The sequence below is a fragment of the Microcoleus sp. FACHB-SPT15 genome, from assembly GCF_014849525.1.
Classification (GTDB): Bacteria; Cyanobacteriota; Cyanobacteriia; order Cyanobacteriales; family Coleofasciculaceae; genus Symplocastrum; species Symplocastrum torsivum.
This window is the reverse complement of the sequence record NZ_JACJNU010000049.1, coordinates 232,069-257,171: the sequence shown is the minus strand read 5'-3', so window position 1 is coordinate 257,171 and position 25,103 is coordinate 232,069. Positions and strand designations below refer to the sequence as shown.

The 25,103-nt window shown below is 47.5% G+C and carries 17 protein-coding genes and 1 pseudogene; 10 read left to right on the top strand and 8 right to left on the bottom strand.

Annotated features, from left to right (window positions below):
- A pseudogene (locus H6F98_RS17140) lies at positions 1 to 458 on the bottom strand (transposase); the annotation flags it as partial.
- Between the two features lie 213 nt (positions 459 to 671).
- Positions 672 to 923: a hypothetical protein gene (locus H6F98_RS17135; RefSeq protein WP_192219897.1), complete on the bottom strand. Its 252-nt coding sequence runs from the start codon at positions 921 to 923 to the stop codon at positions 672 to 674.
- Between the two features lie 115 nt (positions 924 to 1,038).
- On the opposite strand from H6F98_RS17135, the gene H6F98_RS17130 reads away from it, so the two are divergent.
- From H6F98_RS17130 to H6F98_RS17110, 5 genes are all read left to right on the top strand, one after another.
- On the top strand, positions 1,039 to 1,269 hold the full coding sequence (locus H6F98_RS17130; RefSeq protein WP_192219896.1) for a helix-turn-helix transcriptional regulator: 231 nt from the start codon (positions 1,039 to 1,041) through the stop codon (positions 1,267 to 1,269).
- A 348-nt stretch (positions 1,270 to 1,617) separates the two neighbouring features.
- The gene (locus H6F98_RS17125) at positions 1,618 to 8,334 is read left to right on the top strand and encodes a HAMP domain-containing protein (RefSeq protein ID WP_192219895.1); all 6,717 of its coding nucleotides are present in this window, start codon (positions 1,618 to 1,620) and stop codon (positions 8,332 to 8,334) included.
- A 280-nt stretch (positions 8,335 to 8,614) separates the two neighbouring features.
- Entirely contained in the window at positions 8,615 to 9,466 is an 852-nt protein-coding gene (locus H6F98_RS17120) for a protein-glutamate O-methyltransferase CheR (RefSeq protein WP_192219894.1), read from the top strand.
- A gap of 10 nt (positions 9,467 to 9,476) precedes the next feature.
- On the top strand, positions 9,477 to 10,379 hold the full coding sequence (locus H6F98_RS17115) for a chemotaxis protein CheB (protein WP_242058575.1): 903 nt from the start codon (positions 9,477 to 9,479) through the stop codon (positions 10,377 to 10,379).
- Positions 10,380 to 10,384: 5 nt separating this feature from the next.
- Positions 10,385 to 12,502, top strand: coding sequence for a response regulator (locus H6F98_RS17110; RefSeq protein WP_192219893.1), 2,118 nt, complete (start codon positions 10,385 to 10,387; stop codon positions 12,500 to 12,502).
- Between the two features lie 70 nt (positions 12,503 to 12,572).
- On the opposite strand, the gene tsaE is transcribed toward H6F98_RS17110, so the two are convergent.
- Both tsaE and yvcK read right to left on the bottom strand, forming a co-directional pair.
- Positions 12,573 to 13,037, bottom strand: coding sequence for a tRNA (adenosine(37)-N6)-threonylcarbamoyltransferase complex ATPase subunit type 1 TsaE (gene tsaE, locus H6F98_RS17105; RefSeq protein ID WP_192219892.1), 465 nt, complete (start codon positions 13,035 to 13,037; stop codon positions 12,573 to 12,575).
- Between the two features lie 63 nt (positions 13,038 to 13,100).
- On the bottom strand, positions 13,101 to 14,468 hold the full coding sequence (gene yvcK / locus H6F98_RS17100) for a gluconeogenesis factor YvcK family protein (protein WP_192219891.1): 1,368 nt from the start codon (positions 14,466 to 14,468) through the stop codon (positions 13,101 to 13,103).
- A gap of 302 nt (positions 14,469 to 14,770) precedes the next feature.
- On the opposite strand from yvcK, the gene ruvC reads away from it, so the two are divergent.
- Positions 14,771 to 15,322 carry a crossover junction endodeoxyribonuclease RuvC gene (gene ruvC / locus H6F98_RS17095; RefSeq protein WP_192219890.1) on the top strand — a complete coding sequence of 184 codons (552 nt, stop codon included), beginning with the start codon at positions 14,771 to 14,773 and terminating at the stop codon, positions 15,320 to 15,322.
- Positions 15,323 to 15,378: 56 nt separating this feature from the next.
- Here ruvC and H6F98_RS17090 read toward each other — a convergent pair whose 3' ends face one another.
- Positions 15,379 to 15,603 carry a hypothetical protein gene (locus H6F98_RS17090; RefSeq protein WP_192219889.1) on the bottom strand — a complete coding sequence of 75 codons (225 nt, stop codon included), beginning with the start codon at positions 15,601 to 15,603 and terminating at the stop codon, positions 15,379 to 15,381.
- A gap of 74 nt (positions 15,604 to 15,677) precedes the next feature.
- Between H6F98_RS17090 and H6F98_RS17085 the strand changes: the two genes are divergently transcribed.
- Complete coding sequence (locus H6F98_RS17085) at positions 15,678 to 16,622, top strand: S1C family serine protease (RefSeq protein WP_192219888.1); 945 nt, start codon at positions 15,678 to 15,680, stop codon at positions 16,620 to 16,622.
- A 63-nt stretch (positions 16,623 to 16,685) separates the two neighbouring features.
- Here H6F98_RS17085 and H6F98_RS17080 read toward each other — a convergent pair whose 3' ends face one another.
- Together H6F98_RS17080 and H6F98_RS17075 are read right to left on the bottom strand one after the other, a co-directional pair.
- Positions 16,686 to 17,927, bottom strand: a complete 1,242-nt coding sequence (locus tag H6F98_RS17080; protein WP_242058574.1) for a hypothetical protein — start codon at positions 17,925 to 17,927, stop codon at positions 16,686 to 16,688.
- Between the two features lie 181 nt (positions 17,928 to 18,108).
- Positions 18,109 to 19,284, bottom strand: a complete 1,176-nt coding sequence (locus H6F98_RS17075) for a HetZ-related protein 2 (protein ID WP_192219887.1) — start codon at positions 19,282 to 19,284, stop codon at positions 18,109 to 18,111.
- A gap of 275 nt (positions 19,285 to 19,559) precedes the next feature.
- Here H6F98_RS17075 and H6F98_RS17070 point away from each other — a divergent pair, with 275 nt between their 5' ends.
- From H6F98_RS17070 to H6F98_RS17060, 3 genes are all read left to right on the top strand, one after another.
- Entirely contained in the window at positions 19,560 to 21,803 is a 2,244-nt protein-coding gene (locus tag H6F98_RS17070) for an ATP-binding protein (protein ID WP_192219886.1), read from the top strand.
- 383 nt (positions 21,804 to 22,186) lie between these two features.
- Positions 22,187 to 23,599: a response regulator gene (locus H6F98_RS17065; protein WP_192219885.1), complete on the top strand. Its 1,413-nt coding sequence runs from the start codon at positions 22,187 to 22,189 to the stop codon at positions 23,597 to 23,599.
- Positions 23,600 to 23,787: 188 nt separating this feature from the next.
- On the top strand, positions 23,788 to 23,976 hold the full coding sequence (locus tag H6F98_RS17060) for a CsbD family protein (RefSeq protein ID WP_192219884.1): 189 nt from the start codon (positions 23,788 to 23,790) through the stop codon (positions 23,974 to 23,976).
- Between the two features lie 235 nt (positions 23,977 to 24,211).
- Here the strand turns inward: H6F98_RS17060 and H6F98_RS17055 are convergent, their stop codons facing one another.
- On the bottom strand, positions 24,212 to 24,922 hold the full coding sequence (locus H6F98_RS17055) for an amino acid ABC transporter permease (RefSeq protein ID WP_313929886.1): 711 nt from the start codon (positions 24,920 to 24,922) through the stop codon (positions 24,212 to 24,214).
- Between the last annotated feature and the right edge of the window lie 181 nt (positions 24,923 to 25,103).

Sequence of the window (25,103 nt, the reverse complement as noted above, 5' to 3'; positions counted from 1 at the left end):
TCTGGTTCGGGTACTTCTTGATTGGGTTGATGATAGACCGAAAAGCTAGTGGTGTCACTGCGAGCGACTTGTGTCGGTAATTCATAGGCTCGAATTAAGTGTTGTCCCAAGAAGGTTTCAATCGCCTTTCTTGCCTGGTGTTGGGATGAACCCAATACACTCAACAAATCTGCCAGTCGGTCATCGGTTGCGTCTTTGTCTGCTATCTTCCAGCCTGTTGCTAATTCTAGAGTTTGATGATGTTGCTTGACCCAGCTTTCTACTGCACACAGTCGGTGATCGGCTTGAGTGATGATGTAACTTAATAGCAACACAGCTAGTTGACCGTAGCTTAATCCCTGACGGTTGCCATGTGGTGGTGGTAATTCTTGGTTAATTAGCGCCTCAATCTGCATCTGGCTTAACCATTTGAGCGCTACTGGCACATCGTCTACTCGTTCTGAGTTTGTTCCCTTCAATCTCTGCCCCCTGAAGCATCTGTCAAATCGTGCAATTGCTTAGTCTGACTATACTTGAGGCTGGTTATTTGGCTACTGGGTCATCCAAATGACCGAACGGTGAGTCAATTATTAGGCTTCAACATTCCCTGAAAGCTTCAAGGGTAGCTTAGTGAAAGGATGCGATCGCTTTTTGTGGAGGGGAGGTGCGATCGCATCATCCTCTCCTATAAATTACCCCAAAACTTTTTTTCTCAAAACGCTCATCATTTCACCTGACTCGCCATGAGGCATGATCGGACTCCATTCACCCGCCTCTGCAAACATTAAAGTATGTAGCATTTTGATGACACTGGTTATCCCTTTGCGAGAACCGATAACCATAATCTTGACAATTTCTTTTCTCGGAACTGAATCGCTAGAAGCCTGAAAAGAAACATCGTTAGAGGGTAATTCACTGTCATTGGACAGAAAGTTCTCTTGCATTCGAGTTCACCTGATTCAATCTAGATGTAGTCTTAGTAGACAACACCTAGTATTGTAGATGTGGTCGCTTAAGACAACATTTACTCGCTCATAATCCTCTGACACGATTAGAGGCATGGGAAAAGCGGGAAAAGCTCTCAGGCAGACATTGGAGACTTACGGAATTAGCCAGAACAAATTAGCTGTAACTTTGGGAGTTGACCGCTCTATGATTTTCAAGTGGTATCACGAGCAAAGAGACCCTACGGCTGAAACTGTGGTGCAGATTGCTGAGGCGCTCAAAGGGCTTAATCCTGAAGCGGCGGCAGAATTTATCCGGCTGTATGTGGGTGATTTCCTACTCTAGTGAAGATCAGTCCTAGCTCATTCACCTCGACTTAGCCGTGATGATTAGAAAGAGGAAGATCTTCCTTTAAGTGGACAAGATTTATCAAATGAGATAGCCACAATTAACAGTAAGGATAGATACAATTCTTCTGTAGTTGTGTCTAGTCAAGCTGCTCAATTAATGATGTGCAAGTATTGCGGTGCTATCTGTAGCGTCGTGTATTTAGCTTGGTGGGTAGCCTCATCACTGGCTCGTGGTAAGGTTGTAAGTTTTTCTACCAACACACATCAGCTAAGCAGTAGCAAAGTATGCACACGGTGCGCGTCTCGCTGTAAATCTTATAAGCATTATTAGGGTTAAGAGGTTATGCCAACTGCACAGGTAGCTAGTACAGATGAATTGGATGCCAAACAGCTACTGAGAACTTTGGCTGCTGTCAAGAAAGGTGATTTTTCAGTTCGGATGCCCGTCGAGCAGACTGGCATGGCAGGGAAAATCGCCGATACGCTCAACGACATTATTGAGCGGAATGAAAGAATGGCAGCCGAGTTAGAGCGAATTAGCACTGTTGTTGGGAAAGAAGGCAAAATTACGCAACGGGCATCGCTGGGAAATTCAGGGGGGTCTTGGAAAGCTTGTGTTGATTCTGTCAATACTCTAATTACAGATTTAGTCCAGCCTACTGCTGAAACCGCTCGTGTAATTCGCGCAGTGGCGAACGGTGATTTATCCCAAACGATCGCACCCGAAATCGAAGGTAGACCCCTCAAGGGTGAATTCCTTGCTACCGCACAAGTCGTGAATACGATGGTGGCTCAGCTTAGTTCGTTTGCCTCAGAAGTAACGCGGGTGGCGAGAGAAGTGGGTACCGAAGGGAAACTCGGTGTTCAGGCAGAAGTGCGGGGTGTGGCGGGAACCTGGAAGGATTTAACCGACAACGTTAACCTGATGGCGGGGAACCTGACAGGACAGGTGCGAAATATTGCCGAAGTCGCAACTGCGATCGCAAATGGTGACCTCTCCAAGAAAATCACGGTTGATGTCAGAGGCGAAATTCTAGAGCTAAAGAACACCGTTAACACAATGGTGGATCAGCTCAACTCCTTTGCTAGTGAAGTCACACGGGTGGCAAGAGAAGTCGGTACAGAAGGGAAACTCGGTGTTCAAGCAGAAGTGCGAGGTGTTGCAGGTACCTGGAAAGATTTAACCGACAACGTGAACTCAATGGCGGGTAATCTTACCGCCCAAGTCCGGAACATCGCGGAAGTGACGACAGCCGTAGCGAATGGTGACCTCTCCAAGAAAATTACTGTTGATGTCAAAGGCGAAATTCTAGAGCTAAAGAACACCGTTAACATCATGGTGGATCAGCTCAATTCCTTTGCGAGTGAAGTAACACGGGTAGCGCGAGAGGTAGGCGCCGATGGCAAGCTAGGAGGTCAAGCCGAAGTTCGAGGTGTGGCAGGTACTTGGAAGGACTTGACGGATAGTGTGAACTTCATGGCGGGAAGCCTAACCGCTCAAGTACGGAACATTGCGGAAGTCACGACAGCCGTAGCGAATGGCGACCTCTCCAAGAAAATCACGGTTGATGTTAAAGGGGAAATCTTAGAACTAAAGAACACCATGAACATCATGGTGGATCAGCTCAACTCCTTTGCCTCGGAGGTAACGCGAGTAGCGCGAGAGGTTGGTTCCGAAGGAAAGCTGGGTGTTCAAGCCGAAGTCACAGGCGTTGCGGGTACCTGGAAGGACTTAACCGACAGCGTGAACTCGATGGCGGGTAACCTTACCGCCCAAGTCCGGAACATCGCGGAAGTGACGACAGCCGTAGCAAATGGTGACCTCTCGAAGAAAATCACGGTTGATGTTAAGGGTGAGATTTTAGAGCTGAAGGACACGATCAACGTGATGGTGGATCAGCTTAACTCCTTTGCTTCGGAGGTAACGCGAGTAGCGCGAGAAGTTGGTTCCGAAGGGAAGCTGGGGGGTCAAGCTGAGGTGCGTGGGGTTGCAGGTACCTGGAAGGATTTAACCGATAGTGTGAACTTCATGGCGGGAAGCCTTACCGCGCAAGTGCGGAACATCGCGGAAGTGACGACAGCCGTAGCGAATGGCGACCTCTCGAAGAAGATTACGGTTGATGTTAAAGGGGAAATCTTAGAACTAAAGAACACGATAAACGTGATGGTGGATCAGCTCAACTCCTTTGCCTCGGAGGTAACGCGGGTTGCTCGTGAGGTGGGTTCGGAAGGGAAACTCGGTGTACAAGCGGATGTTCGAGGTGTCGCAGGTACCTGGAAGGACTTAACCGACAGCGTGAACTCGATGGCAGGTAATCTTACCGCTCAAGTCCGGAACATTGCGGAAGTTACAACAGCGGTAGCAAATGGTGACCTCTCGAAGAAGATTACCGTTGATGTGAAAGGTGAAATCTTCGAGCTGAAGAACACGATCAACATCATGGTGGATCAGCTCAGTTCCTTTGCCTCAGAGGTGACGCGGGTTGCTCGTGAGGTAGGAACAGAAGGGAAGTTGGGCGTACAAGCAGAAGTGCGGGGCGTTGCTGGAACCTGGAAGGACTTAACCGACAGCGTGAACTCAATGGCGGGGAACCTGACAGGACAGGTGCGGAACATCGCGGAAGTGACGACGGCGGTTGCGAATGGCGACCTCTCCAAGAAAATCACCGTTCAAGTCAAAGGTGAAATTCTGGAACTGAAGAACACGATCAACATCATGGTGGATCAGCTCAGTTCCTTTGCCTCAGAGGTGACGCGGGTGGCGCGAGAGGTTGGTTCAGAAGGGAAGTTGGGCGTGCAAGCGGATGTTAGAGGGGTTGCAGGTACCTGGAAGGATTTGACAGATAGTGTGAACTTCATGGCGGGAAGCTTAACTTCTCAAGTGCGGAACATTGCTGCCGTCACGACAGCGGTAGCGAATGGTGACCTCTCAAAGAAGATTACCGTTGATGTTAAAGGTGAGATTTTAGAGCTGAAGAATACTGTCAACGTGATGGTAGACCAGCTCAACTCGTTTGCTTCAGAGGTGACACGGGTTGCTCGTGAGGTGGGTACAGAAGGAAAGCTGGGTGTGCAAGCCGAAGTCAAAGGCGTAGCGGGTACCTGGAAGGACTTGACCGACAGTGTGAACTTCATGGCGGGAAGCCTTACCGCGCAGGTGCGGAACATTGCGGAAGTGACGACGGCAGTTGCAAATGGCGACCTCTCGAAGAAAATCACGGTTGATGTCAAAGGCGAAATCTTAGAGCTGAAGAATACGATCAACACGATGGTCGATCAGCTCAACTCCTTTGCCTCGGAGGTAACACGGGTTGCTCGTGAGGTGGGTACTGAGGGGAAATTGGGTGTGCAAGCCTACGTGCGAGGTGTGGGCGGTACCTGGAAGGACTTAACCGACAATGTGAACTCAATGGCAGGGAACCTCACCGCGCAAGTCCGAAACATCGCAGAAGTGACTAAAGCGGTAGCAAACGGTGACCTCTCGAAGAAGATTACTGTCGATGTCAAAGGCGAGATTTTGGATCTGAAGGATACCATCAACGTGATGGTCGATCAGCTCAGTTCCTTTGCCTCGGAGGTAACGCGGGTTGCGCGGGAAGTGGGAACGGAAGGGAAGTTGGGGGGTCAGGCACAGGTAACTGGTGTTGCTGGAACCTGGAAGGATTTGACCGACAATGTGAACTCAATGGCAGGTAACCTCACCGCGCAAGTGCGAGGGATTGCCAAGATTGTGACGGCAGTTGCGAATGGCGACTTGAAGCGCAAACTGATGCTCGATGCCAAAGGGGAGATTGAAACCCTAGCGGATACGATTAACGAGATGATCGATACCCTCGCGACGTTTGCCGATCAGGTAACGACAGTGGCACGGGAGGTTGGAATTGAAGGGAAGCTGGGTGGACAGGCGAAGGTGCCTGGTGCAGCGGGAACCTGGAGAGACTTGACCGACAACGTGAACGAACTGGCGGCAAACCTCACGACTCAGATGCGTGCGATCGCAGAAGTGGCAATTGCTGTAACCAAGGGAGATCTTACACGCTCGATCGCGGTGCAAGCGGAAGGGGAATTGGCAATCCTGAAAGATAACGTCAACCAGATGATTGCTAATCTCCGGGAGACAACGCAGAAGAATACTGAGCAAGACTGGTTGAAAACTAACCTTGCCAAGTTTACCCGGATGCTCCAAGGTCATCGCGACTTGGAAACCGTTTCTAAACTCATCCTGTCGGAACTTGCTCCTCTGGTTGGCGCACAACACGGCGTGTTCTACCTAATGGACGCAGCTATAACCCATGAGCCAATCCTCAAGCTCTTGAGTACCTATGCCTACCGCGAACGCAAGACTCTGGCTAACCGATTCCATATGGGAGAAGGCTTGGTAGGGCAATGCGCCTTGGAGAAGGAACGCATATTAATTACAGAAGTACCGGAAAACTACATCAAGATCAGCTCTGGTTTAGGGGAAGCTACACCCCTCAATGCTGTTGTGTTGCCCGTTCTCTTTGAGGGACAGGTGACAGCAGTGATTGAACTCGCTTCGTTCCGCCGCTTTAATGAGATTCATTTGACATTCTTTGACCAACTTACTGAGAGTATTGCGATCGTCCTGAATACGATCGCAGCCAGTATGCGAACTGAGGAATTGCTCAAACAGTCGCAGTCTCTCGCTGAAGAACTGCAAACCCAGCAAAGTGAACTCCGAGAAACCAACCAGCGACTCGAACAACAAGCAAGGTCTTTACAAGCTTCTGAGGAACTCCTCAAGAGCCAGCAGGAAGAGCTGCAACAGACTAACGAAGAGCTAGAAGAGAAGGCAGAGTTGTTGGCGTTGCAAAACAAGGAAGTTGAGCGCAAAAATCGTGAAATTGAACAAGCAAGACAATCGCTCGAAGAAAAAGCGGAGCAACTAGCGCTGACTTCTAAATACAAGTCGGAATTTCTTGCAAATATGTCCCACGAATTGCGGACACCCCTCAACAGTCTCTTGATTCTGGCAAGATTGCTCTCTGATAACTCTGATCGGAACCTTACAGACAAGCAAGTTGAATATGCCCGAACCATCCACTCTGCTGGTACCGACCTCTTGGGCTTAATCAATGACATTTTGGATCTCGCCAAGATTGAATCGGGAACCATGTCGGTTGAAATTAGCTCGATGCTATTCAGCGAACTCAGGGGTCAACTCGAACGAACCTTCAGTCAAATCGCGCAGGACAAACGACTTAACTTCATCCTTGAATTTGAACCCAACTTGCCAAGAACGATCCAATCCGACTCGAAGCGCTTACAACAAGTGTTGAGAAATCTGCTTTCCAACGCCTTTAAATTCACTGAGCAAGGAGAAGTCACTTTAAGGGTAGAAGTGGCAACTCGTGGGTGGAGTCCTCACCATGAAGTCTTGAATAGTACCAGTACTGTGATTGCGTTCTCGGTAACTGATACAGGAATCGGCATTGCGCCAGAGAAGCAACGGGTCATTTTTGAGGCATTTCAGCAAGCTGATGGTACAACCAGTCGCAAGTACGGCGGTACGGGTTTAGGTTTATCGATCAGCCGCGAAATTGCTCAACTATTGGGGGGAGAGATTCAACTCGTTAGCCATCTGGGTCAGGGTAGTACGTTCACGCTCTACCTACCACAGGTTTACCAAGAGAGGGAGAGAATGGATATGGGAACACGACGATACAGGGACCCAGCTTCTTTACCCTCCTCAGCACGTTTCCATCTCCCGATGTCTTCCTCGGTTCAGTCCCCTACCTCTGACTATAGCCCTACGACTCCTACCCCTTCGGGGAACGATTCGCAAACGCCACCGGAGAACCCTGTACGAGTATCATCCTCACTACCCAATCCGATCTCAGATGACCGGGATGACATCCAACCTGGCGATCGCGTTTTATTAGTCATTGAGGATGATTACAACTTCGCTCGTATCCTTCTGGATATGGCGCGGCAAGAGGGTTTCAAGGTTCTTGTCGCTACGCGGAGTGAGCCAGGACTTGCCCTTGCACGGGAATTTCAACCGGATGCAATTACGCTGGATATTCAGTTACCTGTGATGGATGGCTGGACGGTTCTCGATCGCTTAAAGCATGACCCAACGACTCGCCATATCCCTGTCCATATTCTCTCGGTTGAGGAAGGGCAACAACGGGGTCTACAACAAGGTGCGATCGCTTATCTCCAAAAACCCGTAAGCAGTGAAGCCTTAACTGAAGCCTTAACCAGCATTAAGTCTTTTGTCGAGCGCAAGGTCAAGAACCTCTTGGTCGTAGAAGATGATGAACTGCAACGCAACAGTATTGTCGAACTCATCGGTAATAGTGATGTGGCAACAACAGCCGTGAGTTCTGGTGCCCAAGCCCTAGAAACACTTAAGTCAGGACAGTTTGATTGTTTGGTTCTCGATTTGGGGCTACCCGATATGACAGGGTTGGAACTGATTGAGCAGATCAAGCAAGAACCGAATCTCTCGAAGCTGCCAATCATCGTCTACACAGGCAAAGAGTTAACCCAGCAAGAAGAAACAGAACTCAAGCGGATTGCTGACACAATCATTATCAAAGACGTGCGATCGCCAGAGCGTCTTTTGGATGAAACCGCTTTGTTCTTGCACCGAGTCCAAGCCAATTTGCCGCAACCCAAGCAACAAATGTTGGAACAACTGCATCAGACAGACAGCGTTCTTACTGGCAAGAAAGTTCTAATCGTTGACGACGATGTTCGCAACATCTTTGCCCTAACGAGCCTGCTAGAGCGCCATCAAATGGAGATCTTGTATGCCGAGAACGGTAGAGATGGCTTGACTACCTTGCAAAACACGCCTGGAATTGATGTTGTCCTGATGGATGTGATGATGCCAGAAATGGACGGCTATGAAACCATGCGTGCTGTCCGCAAAATGAGTCAATTTGTCTCATTACCGATAATTGCCCTCACTGCCAAAGCGATGAAAGGCGATCGAGAAAAGTGCATTGAAGCTGGAGCATCTGACTACATCACAAAACCTGTTGATCCAGAGCAGTTGCTCTCGCTGCTGCGCGTCTGGCTCTATCGTTAGGGGCTGGTTAAGGAGTAGATTTTGGAGGAAAATCTGCTTTAGGGGAGCTTTCTGCGGGAAGAAGGCTTCACCACAAGGCACGTTATGAATTAAGCTGATGAACATTTAATTTACATCTTGAGTTTAGTCACTTTTTGTTGGCAGTTAATTGTTATCAGTCAACAGTAAACCATCAACAAACAACCAATAACTAAACGATGCAAGTTAAAGGTGAGAACCGCTTAAAAGTTCATACCGTTCCACTTTGAAATTTATGGAGACGACTCAGTGTAAAAGCGTAATGCTTCAACCCTACTATGACCACGTTCACAAACAGAACGAACTGGAAGCGCTCGAAATTCAATTACTATTAGAGGGATTGTTTCGTTACTACGGATTTGACTTTCGGGACTATGCTTTGGCTTCTCTCAAACGTCGAATTTGGAATACCATTCGGGCAGAAAAGTTGAGTAGTGTGTCTGGACTTCAAGAGAAAGTGCTACATGACCCAGCCTGTTTGGAACGCTTCCTACTCGGTCTATCTGTCAACGTGACAGCAATGTTCCGCGACCCTAGCTTTTATCTGGCATTCCGCAGCAAAGTTGTGCCGCTATTACGCACTTATCCGTTTATTCGGATTTGGCACGCTGGCTGTTCCACGGGTGAGGAAGTCTACTCAATGGCAATATTGATGGAAGAAGAAGGGCTATATCACCGTTGTCGAATCTATGCTACTGATATGAATGAACTTGTGTTGAGAAAAGCGAAAGCTGGTATTTTTTCTCTGGAATTAATGCAGGGATATACTCAACACTATCTCCGAGCGGGTGGGAAAAAATCCTTCTCTGAGTACTACACGGCTGCTTATGAAAATGCGATTTTTCGCTCATCGCTCAAAGAAAACATAATATTTTCTCAACATAATCTAGCGACAGATGGATCTTTTAATGAGTTCAATGTCATATTGTGTCGGAACGTCCTGATTTATTTTAACCAAACACTCCAAGAGCGAGTTCACAAATTGCTTTACGAAAGCCTTAGTCGGTTTGGTGTTTTGGGGTTAGGACGCCAAGAATCTCTAAAATTTACCCCGCATGAACAACATTACGAAGCATTAGACAAGCGTGAGAAGCTTTACCGCCGGGTTGGGTAAGAGCAACAGAATGAAAAACTCTACCCACGAGCAGATGGAGTTTTCGGGGACGGGGAATGGGGAATGGGGAATGAGAATGAACAATTCCCCACTTCCCATTCCTAAAATCGGCGCTTGTCAATTCCTCCTCACCCATAAGGAGAAGAGTTTGCCTTGCCAATTTCCAATCAACTATCGCCGTCAGCCCTTATTCACCTTTCCCCTGGAATACAGAAAAGGAGAGAATCGAGTTAGGGATAGTGGGGAGAGATTATCTTCTGCTTCCCCAGATTTTCTTGCTCTTCCACTCCAAAGCTTCTCGACGATGAGGACTCACAGCCAACGCACTTCTTTGGGCAACTCTCCTTATGCACTGGTGGTTGTTGGTACGTCCTTGGGCGGACTCCACGCCCTAGAAATCTTGTTAGCCGGATTTCCGAAAAGCTTTAATGTGCCTGTGGCGATTGTCCAACATCGTCATAGAGACTCTGACGATAGCCTAAGCCTGTTTTTACAACGCCACTGTGCGCTCGTCGTTGTTGAGCCGGAAGATAAAGAAAAAATTGTTCCAGGTCGAGTCTACTTAGCACCTGCTGACTATCACTTGTTGGTGGAAGCTAACCATCTTACTCTCTCGACAGAAGCTCCCGTGTCCTATGCACGACCAGCAATTGATGTATTGTTTGAGTCAGCTGCTGATGCTTATGTAGAGAGAGTGATTGGAGTGATTTTGACAGGGGCGAGTCACGATGGAGCAAAGGGGTTGGCGAAAATCAAGGCAAACGGCGGCTTGGCTGTAGTCCAAGAACCGACTACGGCTGAGTCCATGACAATGCCAAAAGCAGCAATTGCCACTGTAGCCGTAGACTGGATTTTACCCCTAAATGAGATTGCCCCTTTTCTAGTTAACCTTTGCCATCCGGCGCTGAGGTAGAGAACATGCAGCCTGAACCGAAAGCTAACGTCCTTTTAGTCGATGACCATCCAGAAAATTTGTTAGCGCTGGAGGCGATACTTGGCAAACTTGGTCAGAATCTGATTAAGGCTCACTCTGGTCAAGAAGCCCTGAGATGCCTTCTCAATCAGGATTTTGCGGTCATTTTGCTAGATGTCCAGATGCCAGGGATGGATGGATTTGAGACAGCCACTTTAATCCGAAACCGAGCGCGATCGCAACATACACCAATCATTTTCCTAACTGCCTTCAGCACCAGCGACTCGCTGATGTTCAAAGGGTATTCTCTTGGCGCAGTAGACTACCTGTTCAAGCCCGTTGAACCGGAAATCTTGGCCTCGAAGGTTGCAGTATTTGTTGACTTATTCCAGAAGACAGCAGAGGTAAAACGACAAGCGGCACAACTAGCCGCGATGAATGCCGAACTTAGGGAGAGTGAGGAGCGATTTCGCTCTTTGAGTGCTTGCTCACCTGTGGGTATTTTCCTCACCGATGTTGCAGGTCGCTACACCTACACGAACCCACGCTGCCAAACAATTTGTGGCTTCTCGCTTGCGGAAAGTTTGGGAGACGGTTGGTTACAATTCGTGCATCCTGACGACCGTGAGCAAGTAGTAGCCAATTGGTCGGCATGGACACTGGCGAAGGGTGAATATTCCAGTGAGTTTCGCTTCCAAACCCCTAAAGGAATTGTTCGCCAAGTTCATGTCCGCGCCTCAGCAATGCTATCGGCACAAGGCGAACTGCTTGGTCATGTCGGTACGGTAGAAGACATTACCGATCGTAAACTTGCCGAGGAAGCCCGCGCTGAGTTCATCCGTGAACAGGCTGCACGACAGCAGGCGGAGGCAGCAAACCGGATGAAGGATGAGTTCCTCGCCACACTCTCCCACGAACTCCGTACCCCCCTCAACTCAATCCTGGGTTGGGCTGGACTACTGCGTACCCGCTCGTTTGAGCCAGCAACCATCGCTCGTGCCTTGGAGACGATTGAGCGCAATGCGAAATTGCAATCACAACTCATTGAGGATATTCTCGATGTCTCGCGCATCATTCGCGGTAAGCTGGTTCTCAATCTCCACTTGATTAATCTTTTCCCTGTAGTTGAGGCATCTGTTGATTCTGTGCGTCCGTTAGTGGAGGCAAAATCAATTCAATTAGAAACGGTCTTTGACACCTCTACCGATTCAGTTTCAGATGGAAGTGTTAATGGCGATGGATTCTCTCCCAATTCGGGTGGCAAGGAAAGCTTAATGATTAAGGGGGATTCAACTCGCTTGCAGCAAGTTGTCTGGAATCTCCTCTCCAATGCCATTAAGTTCACATCAGAAGGCGGAAAAGTGGCGGTTCGTGTTCGGCGTACTGACTCCCATGCCCAAATTCAGGTGATCGACACAGGTATTGGGATTAGCAAAGACTTTCTCCCCTTTGTTTTTGATCGCTTCCGCCAGGAAGACAGTACAACGACACGAGCCTACGGTGGCTTAGGGTTGGGCTTAGCAATTGTACGGCATTTAGTAGAACTACATGGCGGCACGGTTCGAGCAGACAGTGAAGGTGAGGGGCAGGGAGCAACATTTACCGTAGAGTTGCAGCTCCAAAATAGTCCCCAGCCAGAACCGGGTCGTCTGGAAAAATTGAGATTGCAACGAGAAAGTCGTCACTCCGCAGTTAGTGCCGCCGCTAAAGCAGCGGGACTTCTCTGTGGCTTGCAGATCTTGATTGTGGATGATGAGCCGGATGTACGTGAACTTCTCACTACAGTGATTGAGGAATCGGGAGCAGAAGCGATCGCAGCCACATCCGTAACAGAGGCACTCAATGTTCTTAAAACTTCGCAACCGGATGTCTTGGTGAGTGATATTGGAATGCCTGGTGAGGACGGTTATAGCCTGATTCGCCAAGTCAGAGAGCTTGAGGAAAATAGAGGCGAAATGCTTCCTGCTGTTGCCTTGACTGCCTATGTTCGAGAGGAGGATTCTAAACAAGCGATCGCGTCTGGCTTCCAAATGTATCTCACTAAGCCTGTTGACACCGCTCAGTTAGTCATCGCCGTCGCTAACCTTGCTGGACGAGCTGTAGATGAAGGCGTTCACCACTAGAGCGCAGTTCACAGCACATTGATGTTGGTGCTGATGTCCATTAGCTTACATCTTAATAATTGCTATTTTGTCAAGAAAAGTGAGATGCGTTTACTCTGATGTCAAAGTTACCCGCCGGAATCAGGGAAGCCTGACGCCCAGTATCCACAGAATAGTTCAGGCAAATGCTGAGATAACGTTGTGGTTTGTAAGACAAGCGTTCTGCCCACTCGATCGCTACAATCCCTAACTCAAACTCTACACCCTCCCAGTAGCTTTCCAGGTTCAACGCTGTGACTTCTTCGGGTTCCAAGCGGTACAAATCTAAGTGGTAGAGCGGCAAACGCCCCTCAAAATACTCATTAATTAAGGTAAAGGTAGGGCTAACAATTGAATCGGTGATGCCTAGCCCTTCACCAATACCTTGAACCAGAGTAGTTTTACCAGCACCTAAATCTCCTTCCAGCAAAATCACACTTCCTGCCGGGAGAGATTGTCCTAAACTTAGCCCAAGCGATCGCGTTGCCTCAGCATCCGCAAGAAAAATCGTAGTCATTTGTTATTGAACTATACCGAACAACTAACAACCAATAACCAATAACCAACAACCAACAACCAACTAAACATGAGCACGACTGTACCACCGCAGCAACACTCGTGCTAACCGTTCAGGATTATGGCGCACGAAATTGGTATGTACATCCTCATCCATTACATTTGAGAGAACAATCCGACGACCTAAGTTACTGATCGCTTCTCTGTCCAGAAATACAGGATGTGAATTGACTTGAGCATAATTAATCAAAGACTGAGCGGAAGGGACTTTCCGATGCACTAAGACAGCGTTAAATAGCTTCTTACCACAAGCTTCGTCAATCGCTCTAATATGGTCTGAGACGGCATAGCCTTGCGTCTCACCGGGCTGGGTCATGATATTACAAACATAAATGCGAGGAACCGTGCGAGACGCGATCGCGTCAGCAATTTCTGGCACCAAGAGATTAGGAATAATGCTGGTGTAGAGACTACCGGGACCGATGATAATGTAATCGGCTTCCTTAATTGCCTTGAGAGCGGCAGGTAAAGCGGGGGGATTGGCAGGAATACAACCAATGTTGGTGATTTTACCATTAGCCTCTGTAATATTTGATTCCCCTTCGATCCGACGTCCATCGGCTAATTCTGCCCAGAGGCGAACATCACTCAGCGTTGCTGGTAACACTCGTCCCCGCACCGCTAATACTTGAGAACTGGCTGCGATCGCTCGTTCTAAGTCTCCGGTAATGTCGCTCATTGCTGTCAGGAACAAATTACCAAAACTATGACCGACCAAACCGTTACCTGTCTTAAAGCGGTATTGAAATAATTCGGTCAATAGCTTTTCTTGATCTGCTAACGCTGCCAAGCAGTTGCGAATATCTCCCGGCGGTAGCACCCCAAACTCTTGCCGTAGCCGCCCACTTGAACCCCCATCATCTGCCACAGTGACAATAGCCGTAATATTAGCACTGTAGACCTTCAGCCCTCTGAGGAGGGTAGAAAGACCCGTACCGCCGCCAACCACAACAATTTTGGGTCCCCGGTGCAGTCGGCGATGTGCCATCAGCACATCCACCAGTTCTTGATCTTTCCCAGGCTTTAACACCTCGGTAATCGAGCCAACTGTCCGGGTTTGCCCCCAGAAAATCAAGACCAAACCACAGGTAATCGCAATTGGGCCTGATACATAATTGGGGATAATCGTTGCGATTGTCTCCAAGAGTCGCGCCGTGAAATCAATTAAGTAAAAAATCGGGGTCAGCTTTACCCAAATTGCTAACCCCAGACTTGTCAGTAGGACACCACTCGCACTTAAAAGCAACCAACGTTTTACAAATAATCCAGGCGCTAACCACTTGAACCAGCGATTGAATCGTCGGGGTGTCCGACCTCTGGATTCGTGTTGCAGCGTGCGTAAGGCTTGTTTGAAGAGACTGATTGAGGACATTACTGATACAAGTCGGGGGAATACTAAGACTGGATAGACTTTAACCAAGTGCGGTCGAATCACTCAAGTAGGTGAATCGATTTAACAGGTCTTGTCGTATGAAGTTGCCATTTTAGTTATTAAGCGTGAACGAGTGCCCACCAGGATACATTTAGAAAATTGCACTAAGGTGTGATCAATACGACATCTAGTAGAAGAACCATTATGATGAAAAGTTTGCGATCGCAAGGCGAGACGTTCCCTTCGCCCTTTGCCAGAATTTAGGGTAATACACTGGACAGACGTTTCCCGCAACGAGGTAGATGGAACAACGAATTTTGGGACTCGACCCAGGACTAGCCATTTTGGGGTTCGGGGCGATTCTCTGCCAAAAGGCAGAAAAAAACCGTGAGCGGGACTTGAAAGGAGCCTTTGCAACTGTCAGTACAGACACTCAAGCAAACCCACAGGTAGACCTAGTGAGGTTACTAGATTTTGGGGTCATTCAGACCCCGGCGCGGACTGAGATAGGTTCGCGACTCTGTACGATTTATGACGACTTGCACACCCTGATGGAACAGTGGCAACCTGATCTCGTAGCAATTGAGAAACTTTTTTTCTATCGGATGAGTAGCACGATTACAGTAGCTCAGGCGCGGGGTGTCTTGATGTTGGTGTTAGCACAGCATAAAGTCCCCATGGTGGAGTATACACCAGCTCAAATCAAGCAGGCATTGACGGGCTATGGTAATGCTGACAAATATGAGGTGCAGCAAGCGGTAGCACAGGAGTTGAATTTGGAGAGCATTCCTAAACCCGATGATGCGGCAGATGCTTTGGCAGTTGCTTTGACTGCCTGGTTTCATCAGTCATAAGGTTGCTCCGCATTCCAGTTGCACTCCATTACGCAGGAGTTCAGGCTTTCTGCAAGTTAAAGGGACATCACTCTTAACACTTTTACCGAAACGATTTGAAGTGCGATCGCTTGTCCAACGCTAATGGTGCTGTTGTTACACAAAGACGCTTTAATCTTGACAACTTGTGGATTACTCCCGAAGAAACACATTTGCTCAGTTTGCGTCAAAACTATTATTGGGTCATCCCACTTAAGTTTGACGGCTTGTACCTTTTTAGAGGAAAGATTTTCGATTGCCAAACCCAACCTCTAATAGGGCTTCAGAATTTCAACTGTTCTATGTCTAAAACAAAAGCGTCTTGCATTTGAGTGTTATGAAACCTGAGCGTTTGTTATTGTGTGTGGCTTCCCTTTGTTTACTCAATACTCCTGTTTTGGGTAGTGTTCCTATCTCTACTGTTCTCGCCCAAGCACCGGGTGAAGAACAAACTAGCATTGATGTCTATCGCTTTGCTAGCCCTGCGGTAGTCACGATTAGCACGGGTAGAGGTTCCGGTTCTGGCAGCATTGTTAGCCCAGAGGGACTAATTTTGACCAACGAACACGTTATTCGGAGCGCGAGAGGGGGTCTGGTCAGTGTGAGTACGACGGCAGGTAAGCGTTACACTGGTCGCGTGATAGCGATTGACCGCCGTAATGACTTAGCGCTAGTGCGACTGGATACAACTGACCGTTTCCCGACAGTGCGCCTGTCTAGTTCAGAAGGCATTCAAGTCGGAGCAAGAGTGTTTGCTATTGGTAGTCCCTTTGGGCTGTCAGGAACGTTAACCACTGGCATCTTGAGCCGGATTGCTCCCGATGGCGATTTGCAAACGGATGCAGCGCTGAATCCAGGAAATTCCGGAGGCCCGTTGCTCAATTCGCGGGGTGAACTTATCGGTGTAAACAAAGCTATTCTTAGCCCAAACGGGGGAGGCAATACAGGAATTGGCTTCGCAACCAGTGCTGTAATCGCCAGGGATTTTATTGAGCAAAACCGCAACAACAGCAATCCGACTAGCAGTAACGTGGCTTCTTCTCCTTCAACTCCTCGCTTTGGGGTCACTGTCGATGCAGGGTCACTGCGCGTTTTGGGAGTACAGCCTGGTTCCTTGGCAGCTACTATCGGACTGAGGCGTGGAGATCGACTCATCGCCATTGATGGTCGCCGTCTTCGAGGCATTCAAGATTTGCAAGCTTTTTTGGAACGTCAGCCGTCTTCTGCTGTGCTTACAGTGGCACGAAATCGTCGGTTAGCAGATGTACGGGTGAATTTTTAGGTTGGTTGTTGGTTGTTAGTTGTTGGTTGGAGTGTCTAATCTAAAGTTCAATTCGTTGCCAGTTTATTCGAGGGAGTTGTCGGAGTGCTGACTCGCTTGTAGTGCGGTGAGTGCTTTGAGCTGTTTATCTAAACCTTGTAGCATTTGGTTAAGAGCTGGTAGGGTTTCTATGGTTGTGGGATGGCGAGAAGAGCGATCGCGAATTTCATTTAACTTTCGTTGCAACTGTTGAGCCAGTTTCAAAGCGTCCTGACTTAGCTTTTCCAATTGTTGCCGTTGATAGAATTTCAAAGCAACTCCCCGCAATACTTGAAGCGTTGCTTCTTCTCCGTGGGTACCTGGCATCACCCGCAAACGCAGTAATAGAGATTCTTCCTGGTAGCGTCGCTCAACCTCGACCTGCTTAGGTTGGATGACGGGAAGTAGGGGTAATTGTACGACGCGCTTGAGTTCGATAATTACACCCTGAAACACGGGTAAGGTTAGTCTCTCGATCACAGACTGCAATACACCATCTTGGCTCCAGAGAATGCGACCTTGATCAGCTTGCCGCTCGAAATACAACCGACCAATGCCACCTAGCAAGACTCGACCTAACAACTCTTGTAAGAGGTGTTGAGGCGCTAATGTCGCGATAAATTCTATCGGCTGAGATAGATACCGCGCTTGCACTTCCAGGATTGGCACAGCCTCAACTGGGGGTAAAGCGACAGGGGCTGGTATCATCGCTGTGGAAGGGACTACTTCTTCACTCCTTTCGGTTGGCGGATTTGAAGGGGTGGGGCTTGGTACTCGCGATCGCTGAGCTGATACTGTAGGGGATTGTCCAGACGATCGCGTTGGAGTTGGAGACAAGTCGGTAGCTTCACTCTCAGGTTCTAGAGCATCATCTAAAATCAGCGTGGGTTGCTCAGATCGGGGAACTTTATGTTTCTTCTGAGGTGCTTGCTTTTTGGGCGATGGGGAGGTGTGGGAATGATTCAGGTACGCGGAAAGCATTACCTGATGAACGCTAGCTGTAATCTGTTCTGTCTTAAGTGAGCAGTTTAGGTAAGCCAGGATGTGACGGACATAATCTAGCGCTGAAGAGTCTTGAGGTACTACCATACCCAGCTTTAGATGTTTTCCTTCTAAAGCGAGGGGTAAAAACTGATAGTACAAGCAAGCTTCAAAAGGCAGAATGCTGTCAATTAGCCGAAACATATGCTCAGTCTCTACCTCAGAGAAATCTTTGATCGGAGATGGAGAAGAGGTTGACTGTGTATGAGGTTCGGACGGGTCTGGGTGGCTTGGTAAGGACACCATAAGAAGTTTCTCCAACCTGAGTAGCGACTGGTCGAGATGCCCCAGGAACGCAGTTTCTCAGAATTTTAAGTTAGGGGTTGGCGAGTATTACTCGCTGAGCCACCCTACTTAGATTTTGAGCGAGGGTTATGTAATAAATTTCAGTTGAAGTACTACCTCAACCTTACAATTTTGCCTGGGTTTAGGAAGCACTTCTTAGCGCTTGAGCCGCCAAATAAAGCTTACTCCATTCACCCACGACCTGGTTAATTTTCAAGTTTAAGTCTTTGGCGATCGCGTCTACAGTTTTCCCTGATTTCAATTTATCAATTAACTGCTGCTGCTCAGGTGTCAGAGTTTCCCAATATTCTTGCCACTGCACAGGTGTTAGCCCTAAGCTATGTTCCCGCAAGGAGGTTTCTAGCCAGCTTGCGACTAATTCCGGTTTTGCTTTGATAGAAAATACCCGAATCGCATGGTAGCTGATTTTTTCCCGCAGCCGATAAACCTGCTTGACAGGCATGTTTAAAGCACTTGCGATCGCTTCTTGAGACTGTCCTTGGAGGTAGAGCCTGAGCCATTGCGCGGCTACAGGGCCTAAGTTTTCCGTTTCCCGCAAGTAATCCTCAAATTCTTGACGGACAGACATCCGCAGTGTCTGTTGTTCCTCAAAAGCTTGGGTTTCTTGATAGTCGGCTGTTGCTTGGCTATCCAATAGACTTACGGGCGAATCAGTGTCATCAAGTGTCATTTCCTCAGAAACTAGCCGTACCATGTCTCCCTCTGGAACATGGGTCATCCCACCACGCTGAGAGCGACGCAAAAAGTTAACAAAACGATACACTAGTAGAGGCTGGTTACGAATTGGGCGTAGACAATATTCTTCAACCGTAGTCAGTAATAAAGCGTCACGGAGGCGGGTATCGTTAGTACACTGAGCAATCCAAGCAATTTGCTTTTGAATATACCGATCGCTATTCAATAATTCTTGAATGACTTCTTGTAAAACATCCGCAACGGCTCGTTGGCGATCGCGGCTAAGCGAAACCCAGGTGCGGATTTTATTCCGAAGGGTTACTAATCCGCCTAACCGATTGGTTAAATTACGATAAGCCCGAACGGGTTCCACCCCAAGGTAGCGTTGCCGCAAAATCCGATAGCGATAGTCCATCGCTTGCTTGGCGATCGCTAACTGGTTCGGTAGTAACGTCTCAAAGCGCTCTACATTGTCTCCAAGTAACCAGCGAACAATACTTTGGCTAGTAACTGAGCCTAAAGTTGGGTAGTCACTTGCTAGGCGATCTCGCCAATCTTGCTCCAGTTCGTCCGCCAATGTCATGAGATTGCTCTCCTCGAACCCCTGTTTTAAAGTTTGCATGACAACCCTCTCTTGCTACACTTATTGTGTTTTTTGCGGCTGCTCTTCATTGGAACATATCTACCTTTAGATAGAAGTGATCACACCCCGTTACCCCTGCTTTGAGCATCACACTGGCACTTTGACGCAGAACATACCCTGATGCTGTTGAGATCGCTGATCTTAGGTGCCCCAGATCACTACCCTAGGAAGATTGATTCACCCTCTCTAAGTGTTACGTTTCCTAAATTAGGAAATGGTCTACTACATAGCTCTCACTAACGCTGAAGAAAATTATGCAACCTGAGCAAATTGAGACGCATTTGCAGCGGTTAAAGGAAGAGCAACAGCTAATTCTGAACCATGTGGACAACGCGATCGCCCTTTTTAATCCATCGCACCATCTGGTTTTGTTTAATCAGAAACTCACGCAAATCTGGGGCTTTTCAGCCGACTGGTTGGTTCAACAACCTCATTTTCGCGAAGTATGCGCTCAGGTTGTTGCCCATGGTTACTGGACACCCGTTCAATGTAGACATATCCAAGCCATAATACCACCAACCGACAGCCAAAACATTTCTTTCTCACTAGAACAACCCAATGGCATCTATCTTGAGGTAGATGCTACTGCGACATCGGATGGTGGATACCTATTAAACTTTCGTGACGTAACGGCTAAAGAGCAAGCCCTGCGGGAAGCAACGCTCATGGAGACTACTTTAAACGCTGAAATTAAGCGTCTAAGTTTTTTGCAAAGTCTTACAGAACGGCTACAACCTGCTAGTGAGTTGCTAGAAATTGGGAAATTTGCTCTGTCTTACTTAGTTGAGACAATGGGAGCGGCATTCGGTGATGTGAAGGTGATTCAGGGTGAAGGGAAAGATGCCCAGGCAGGTATTCTCACTAATGAAATCTCCTGTGAGTTCATTGCCACCTATGGCACCGTCGCTGTGGGAGAGATGGAATCCCTGCTGGAGCGAGGAATACCCTACGGTGAAGGGCTACTCTGGCAGGTTGTGGAAACTGGCGAACCTCTATTCATCGAGGATTACAAAAATCACCCTCAAGCCGTTCCTGCCTTCCGCCATCCAGGTATTGGCCAACTAGGGATTTTTCCCATTCCCAGTGCCACTGGCAAAATTATCGGTGTCTTGACTTTAGAATCGCGCACCGGACAGAAGCTTCAGGATGCTCCCCAACAAGATATGCTCCTTGCGGCTTGCCGTACCTTGGGTGTTGCCATAGAACGTGCCCAGGCTCAAGAACACCTCAAGCGTGTAAATGAAGAGTTAGAACGAGTCTCTCAGCTTAAGTCAGAATTTCTTGCCTCCATGTCCCACGAACTGCGAACTCCCCTCAACAGCATTTTGGGATTTTCAGATTTGTTGCAGCGTGGCAGAGGTGGTACCCTAAGCGATCGCCAGCTTACTCACGTCCAAGTGATTGAAAAAAGTGGTCGGCACTTACTGCAACTGATTAACGATATTCTTGATTTGTCGAGGATTGAAGCCGGGAAAGCTGACCTTAATCTTGCTCCCGTCTCCATCCAGAAGCTATGTACCCACTGCCTAAGAATGATTCAGCCTCGTGCTGAGAAAAAACAACTGGCGCTATCACTAGAACTCGACTTCCGCCTACATCAGGCAGTTCTGGATGAGCGTCGTGTCAGCCAAATTGTGATTAACCTCTTAGCGAATGCAGTTAAATTCACTCCAGAGGAAGGCACCGTAAAGCTGAGTGGGCGCCTTGCTTATGGAACTGATCTAGAACAGGAATTATTACGACCCGATCGCAGCTCTGTTAAGGCAAGTGCGCCTTATTTGTGCCTGGAAGTCAAAGACAGTGGAATCGGCATTCCTGAAGACAAGCTGCATCTACTGTTCCAACCGTTTCAACAGGTAGACTCTTCCTTGACACGCCGTCATGAAGGTACAGGCTTAGGGTTAGCGCTAACGAAGCGACTTGCAGAACTTCATGGTGGTACGGTTTCTGTAGAATCGCAAGAAAACTGCGGTAGTACATTCCGCGTTTGGCTCCCCCTAAAGGAAAGGCACTCTAATTTAGCACCTAAGAAACGGGTAAGTGATTCTCAACAGCCTGATTCTTCTGTCCTCAACCAGGAACTAGCACTGAGTCATGCAAAACGAATTTTGGTAGTGGAAGACCAGTTCCTCGACCAAGCCTTGATTTCTGAGGTGTTGGAACTTGAAGGGTATGCCGTTGAGGTCATTTACGATGGTCAGATGATGCTGGACAAGCTGCACTCGCTGGTAACTACTGAGAGCTTACCGCACCTGGTTTTGATGGATATCCACCTCTCCAAGGTTGATGGATTTGAGCTGATTCGTCAACTAAAAGCCCATCCCCTTTGGCAGAGTGTACCTGTTATTGCAGTTACGGGAATGGCAGATGATTGCGATCGCTCTCTTGCCACGGGTGCTGATAACTACTTAAGAAAGCCTTTAAATGTGGAAACAGTCATTACCACTGTTCGCTCTTTTGTTGAGACTCAAGAGGAATCTAGAGATTCTTCTGCCTGACATTGAAAGTCCATCTTCCCTCAGTGTGAATCACGAGTAACCAAAGGAGAGAAGATCAAAGTCTCTTTAAGCTAAAGAGATATACCAGTTGAGTGATTACCATCACTAGATAGGTGTGTTTTAATGTGTAAAGAAATGTTTAATTGTCTCATCTCATAACCAATAGACTACTTGCACTTTTTCTTCCTCACTGTCGTTAATAGAATCTACGAGAGTAAGGCAACGACGATTCAGGGGTATCTAGGCGAATTGTGTATTTTTAGTTACTTGCGTTTGAGGTGGAGTTACACAAACCACCAACGTGAAAGGCGCTCCTTATCTACCAAGCAAAGTGGTTTTGCGCTGAGCGTACCACTCTGTAGTTATAGATTTTTGTCAGGTTTATGCCAAACCCTACGCCGCGTATACTGCTAGTCGATGACGACCCTACTAATTTATTCCTTCTAGAAGAGTTACTACTTTGTGAAGGTTATGTCCCTGTGTTAGCAGAATCAGGAACAGAAGCGTTAGACATTGCGGCCCAATCAAAGCCTGACTTGATTTTATTGGATGTCATGATGCCAAAAATGGACGGTTTTGAGGTTTGCCGTCGCTTACGGGAAGATGAGCGGTTAAACACTATACCCGTAGTGTTTCTCACCGCTTTGGATGATGACCACTCCCGCTTACGAGGGCTGGAGATGATGGGAGATGATTACCTCACCAAACCAATTAATAGCCAGCTACTTTTAACAAAAATTGCTAGCATCTTGCGCTTAAATAAGATGCGATCGCAACAAGTCCAGTCTGAGATTAGCCAACAAGTAAAAGAACAATCCCGAAAACAAATCGCAGCGGCTTGGGAGGTTAATGACTACATCTCAGAAAAGTTTCGGCTGTTTGTACCGGAGCAGTATCTTAACCGAATTGCTCCTAAAGGTGTTGAATCAATTCAATTAGGAAATGCAAGGGAAGAAGAACTGACTGTCTTGTTCTGTGATATCCGAGGCTTTACTACAATTGCAGAATCCCAAACAGCCATGCAAACCTTTGAATGGCTCAATGCATTCTTTACCCAGATGAGTCAGGCAATTACTGCTCATCATGGCTTTGTTGATAAATTTCTGGGAGACGCGATTTTTGCGGTTTTCGACCGTGTTGAAAGCCACGCCGAAGACGGGTTAAATGCTGCTGTCTCAATGTTACAAAACCTCAGTGAGTTTAATCGCGATCGCCAAAAGTTCAATTTGGAACAGCCGATTAAGGTTGGTATTGGCATTCACACCGGATTTGGTTTAATCGGTACGGTTGGCTCTGATAATCGTATGGATTCTACAGTAATAGGCGATGTCGTAAACACAGCAGCGCGATTAGAAGAATTAACGAAGCTCTACGATTGCCCCATCCTTGCTAGTGGGATGACACTTGCCCATGTTAGAGCGAATTTTAAAAAAGCAAGCCTCGACGCTCAAAGTAATAGCGAAATTACTCCCAACCCTTCACTTTCCTATTACAGCCGTTGGGTTGATTGTGTAACGCCTCGTGGCAAGCAGCAAGTTCTTAACCTTTATGAAATTTTGGGGACATCAAGTCAGATATTGGATAAGACAAAACTGCAATCGCAATCAGCCTATGATTCTGGGATTGAGGCATTGCACCAGAAAGATTATGCTAGTGCTAGTGAATATTTCCAGCAGATAATCGAACAAAATCCTACCGATGCGATCGCTAAGCTTTACATGGAACGTTGTCAAGCACGGTTGGGATTAACACCCCAACAGACAAAGGCACCTTGGGATGGTTTTATTGCAGGCTAAGTTGTAATTATTAATTGCAGTTCTACTTCGTTAATTTTCTAAATTATCAAGATATACTTTATTTCATCTATCTAAAGTCCCGCTTTTTCTTGTGTAAATCTCTAACTCCTGAGAGATGTAATTTATTCCATTAGTTTCTCATAGTAATAGTAGAAGAGTACACGTTGATTTGTTTGCAGGAGTTTCAAATGAGCGTAGAAGACCGGGCAGAGGCAATTGCCAAGAATATTGAAGGCAAAATTCAAGAAGTGGCTAGTGAAATTACGGGTGACCCAAAAGACAAAGTAGAAGGGCAAGCCAAACAAGACGAAGCAGCAGCAATTCACGCAAGAGAAGATATCAAAGACAAAGCAAAGGAAATAATTGATAAAGCTTAGGAGTTGTAGCAAGCTTACTATCACTCGGTATCTTCGTTTTTCCTGATTCTTTGAACTAAAGTGCCTGACGTATGGAAAAAAAACCAGCAGACAAAACATCTGCTGGTTTTTTATATGTATTTTCATCCAGCCTTCAGCTTATTCGTCACCCCTTCAGCTAAAAAGGTCTAAAAAGTAGAGTTTGAGGGGGCTTGCTTTGCCACTTTCACACTTGAACGATTTGGGATAGAAAATGTCACTGTCTAACCAATTGGGCGTTAGCTCTCTTTGCTCGTTGGATAGGGTTCATCCACTTTTCTAAGAGACTAAAGACTTGTGAGGAGAGGATAGTCAACACTAAGTAAGTGAGGGCAACACCTGCATAAATTTCAAAAGGACGGTAGTTGTTTGCCACAATCAATTGAGCACGGCGAAACAATTCTTCAAAGCCAATAACAGCAACTAAGCTGGTGTCTTTGAGCAACGAGATAAATTCGTTGCCCAAGGGGGGCAGCATCCGCCGCAAGGCTTGGGGAAAAATCACATACCGCATGGTTTGTACTGAACCCAAACCTAGCGACTGAGCCGCTTCTGATTGCCCTAACTCAATCGACTGGATACCCGCTCGAACCGTCTCGGCAATATAGGCAGCACTGTTAATACTAAGGGCAAGTACACCCGCTGTTAGAGGATTTAATCTCAAGGGAATGCCAAATCCTCGCAATAAGGGGGGTAAACCAAAGTAAATCATGAAAATCTGCACCAGCATTGGTGTTCCCCGGAAAAAGTCTATATACGCCCTAGTAATCCAGCGTAAAGGTGCAGAAGGGGAAAGACGAGCAATACCAATCAGGGAACCTCCAATCATACCCAGAACACCTGACATTACAGTCAGTTGTAGGGTAACTACAGCGCCCAAGAGCAGTGTAGGCATGGCTTGGAAGATAATGTTAAGGGATTCAAGCACGACTTAGTTAAGGGTGATGAGTTGGGGATTCGGGATTCGGATGTTTACACAGTTCTACTATTTCACCGTATTGCTGAAGAAAGATTGTTGGGGAGGGGAAAAGGAACGTTGCTGGCAGATGTTCAGCAACGTTTTAGAAATTGGTATTGCTACTTCCTATCTTGTAGTCTCTCCCAAAGCA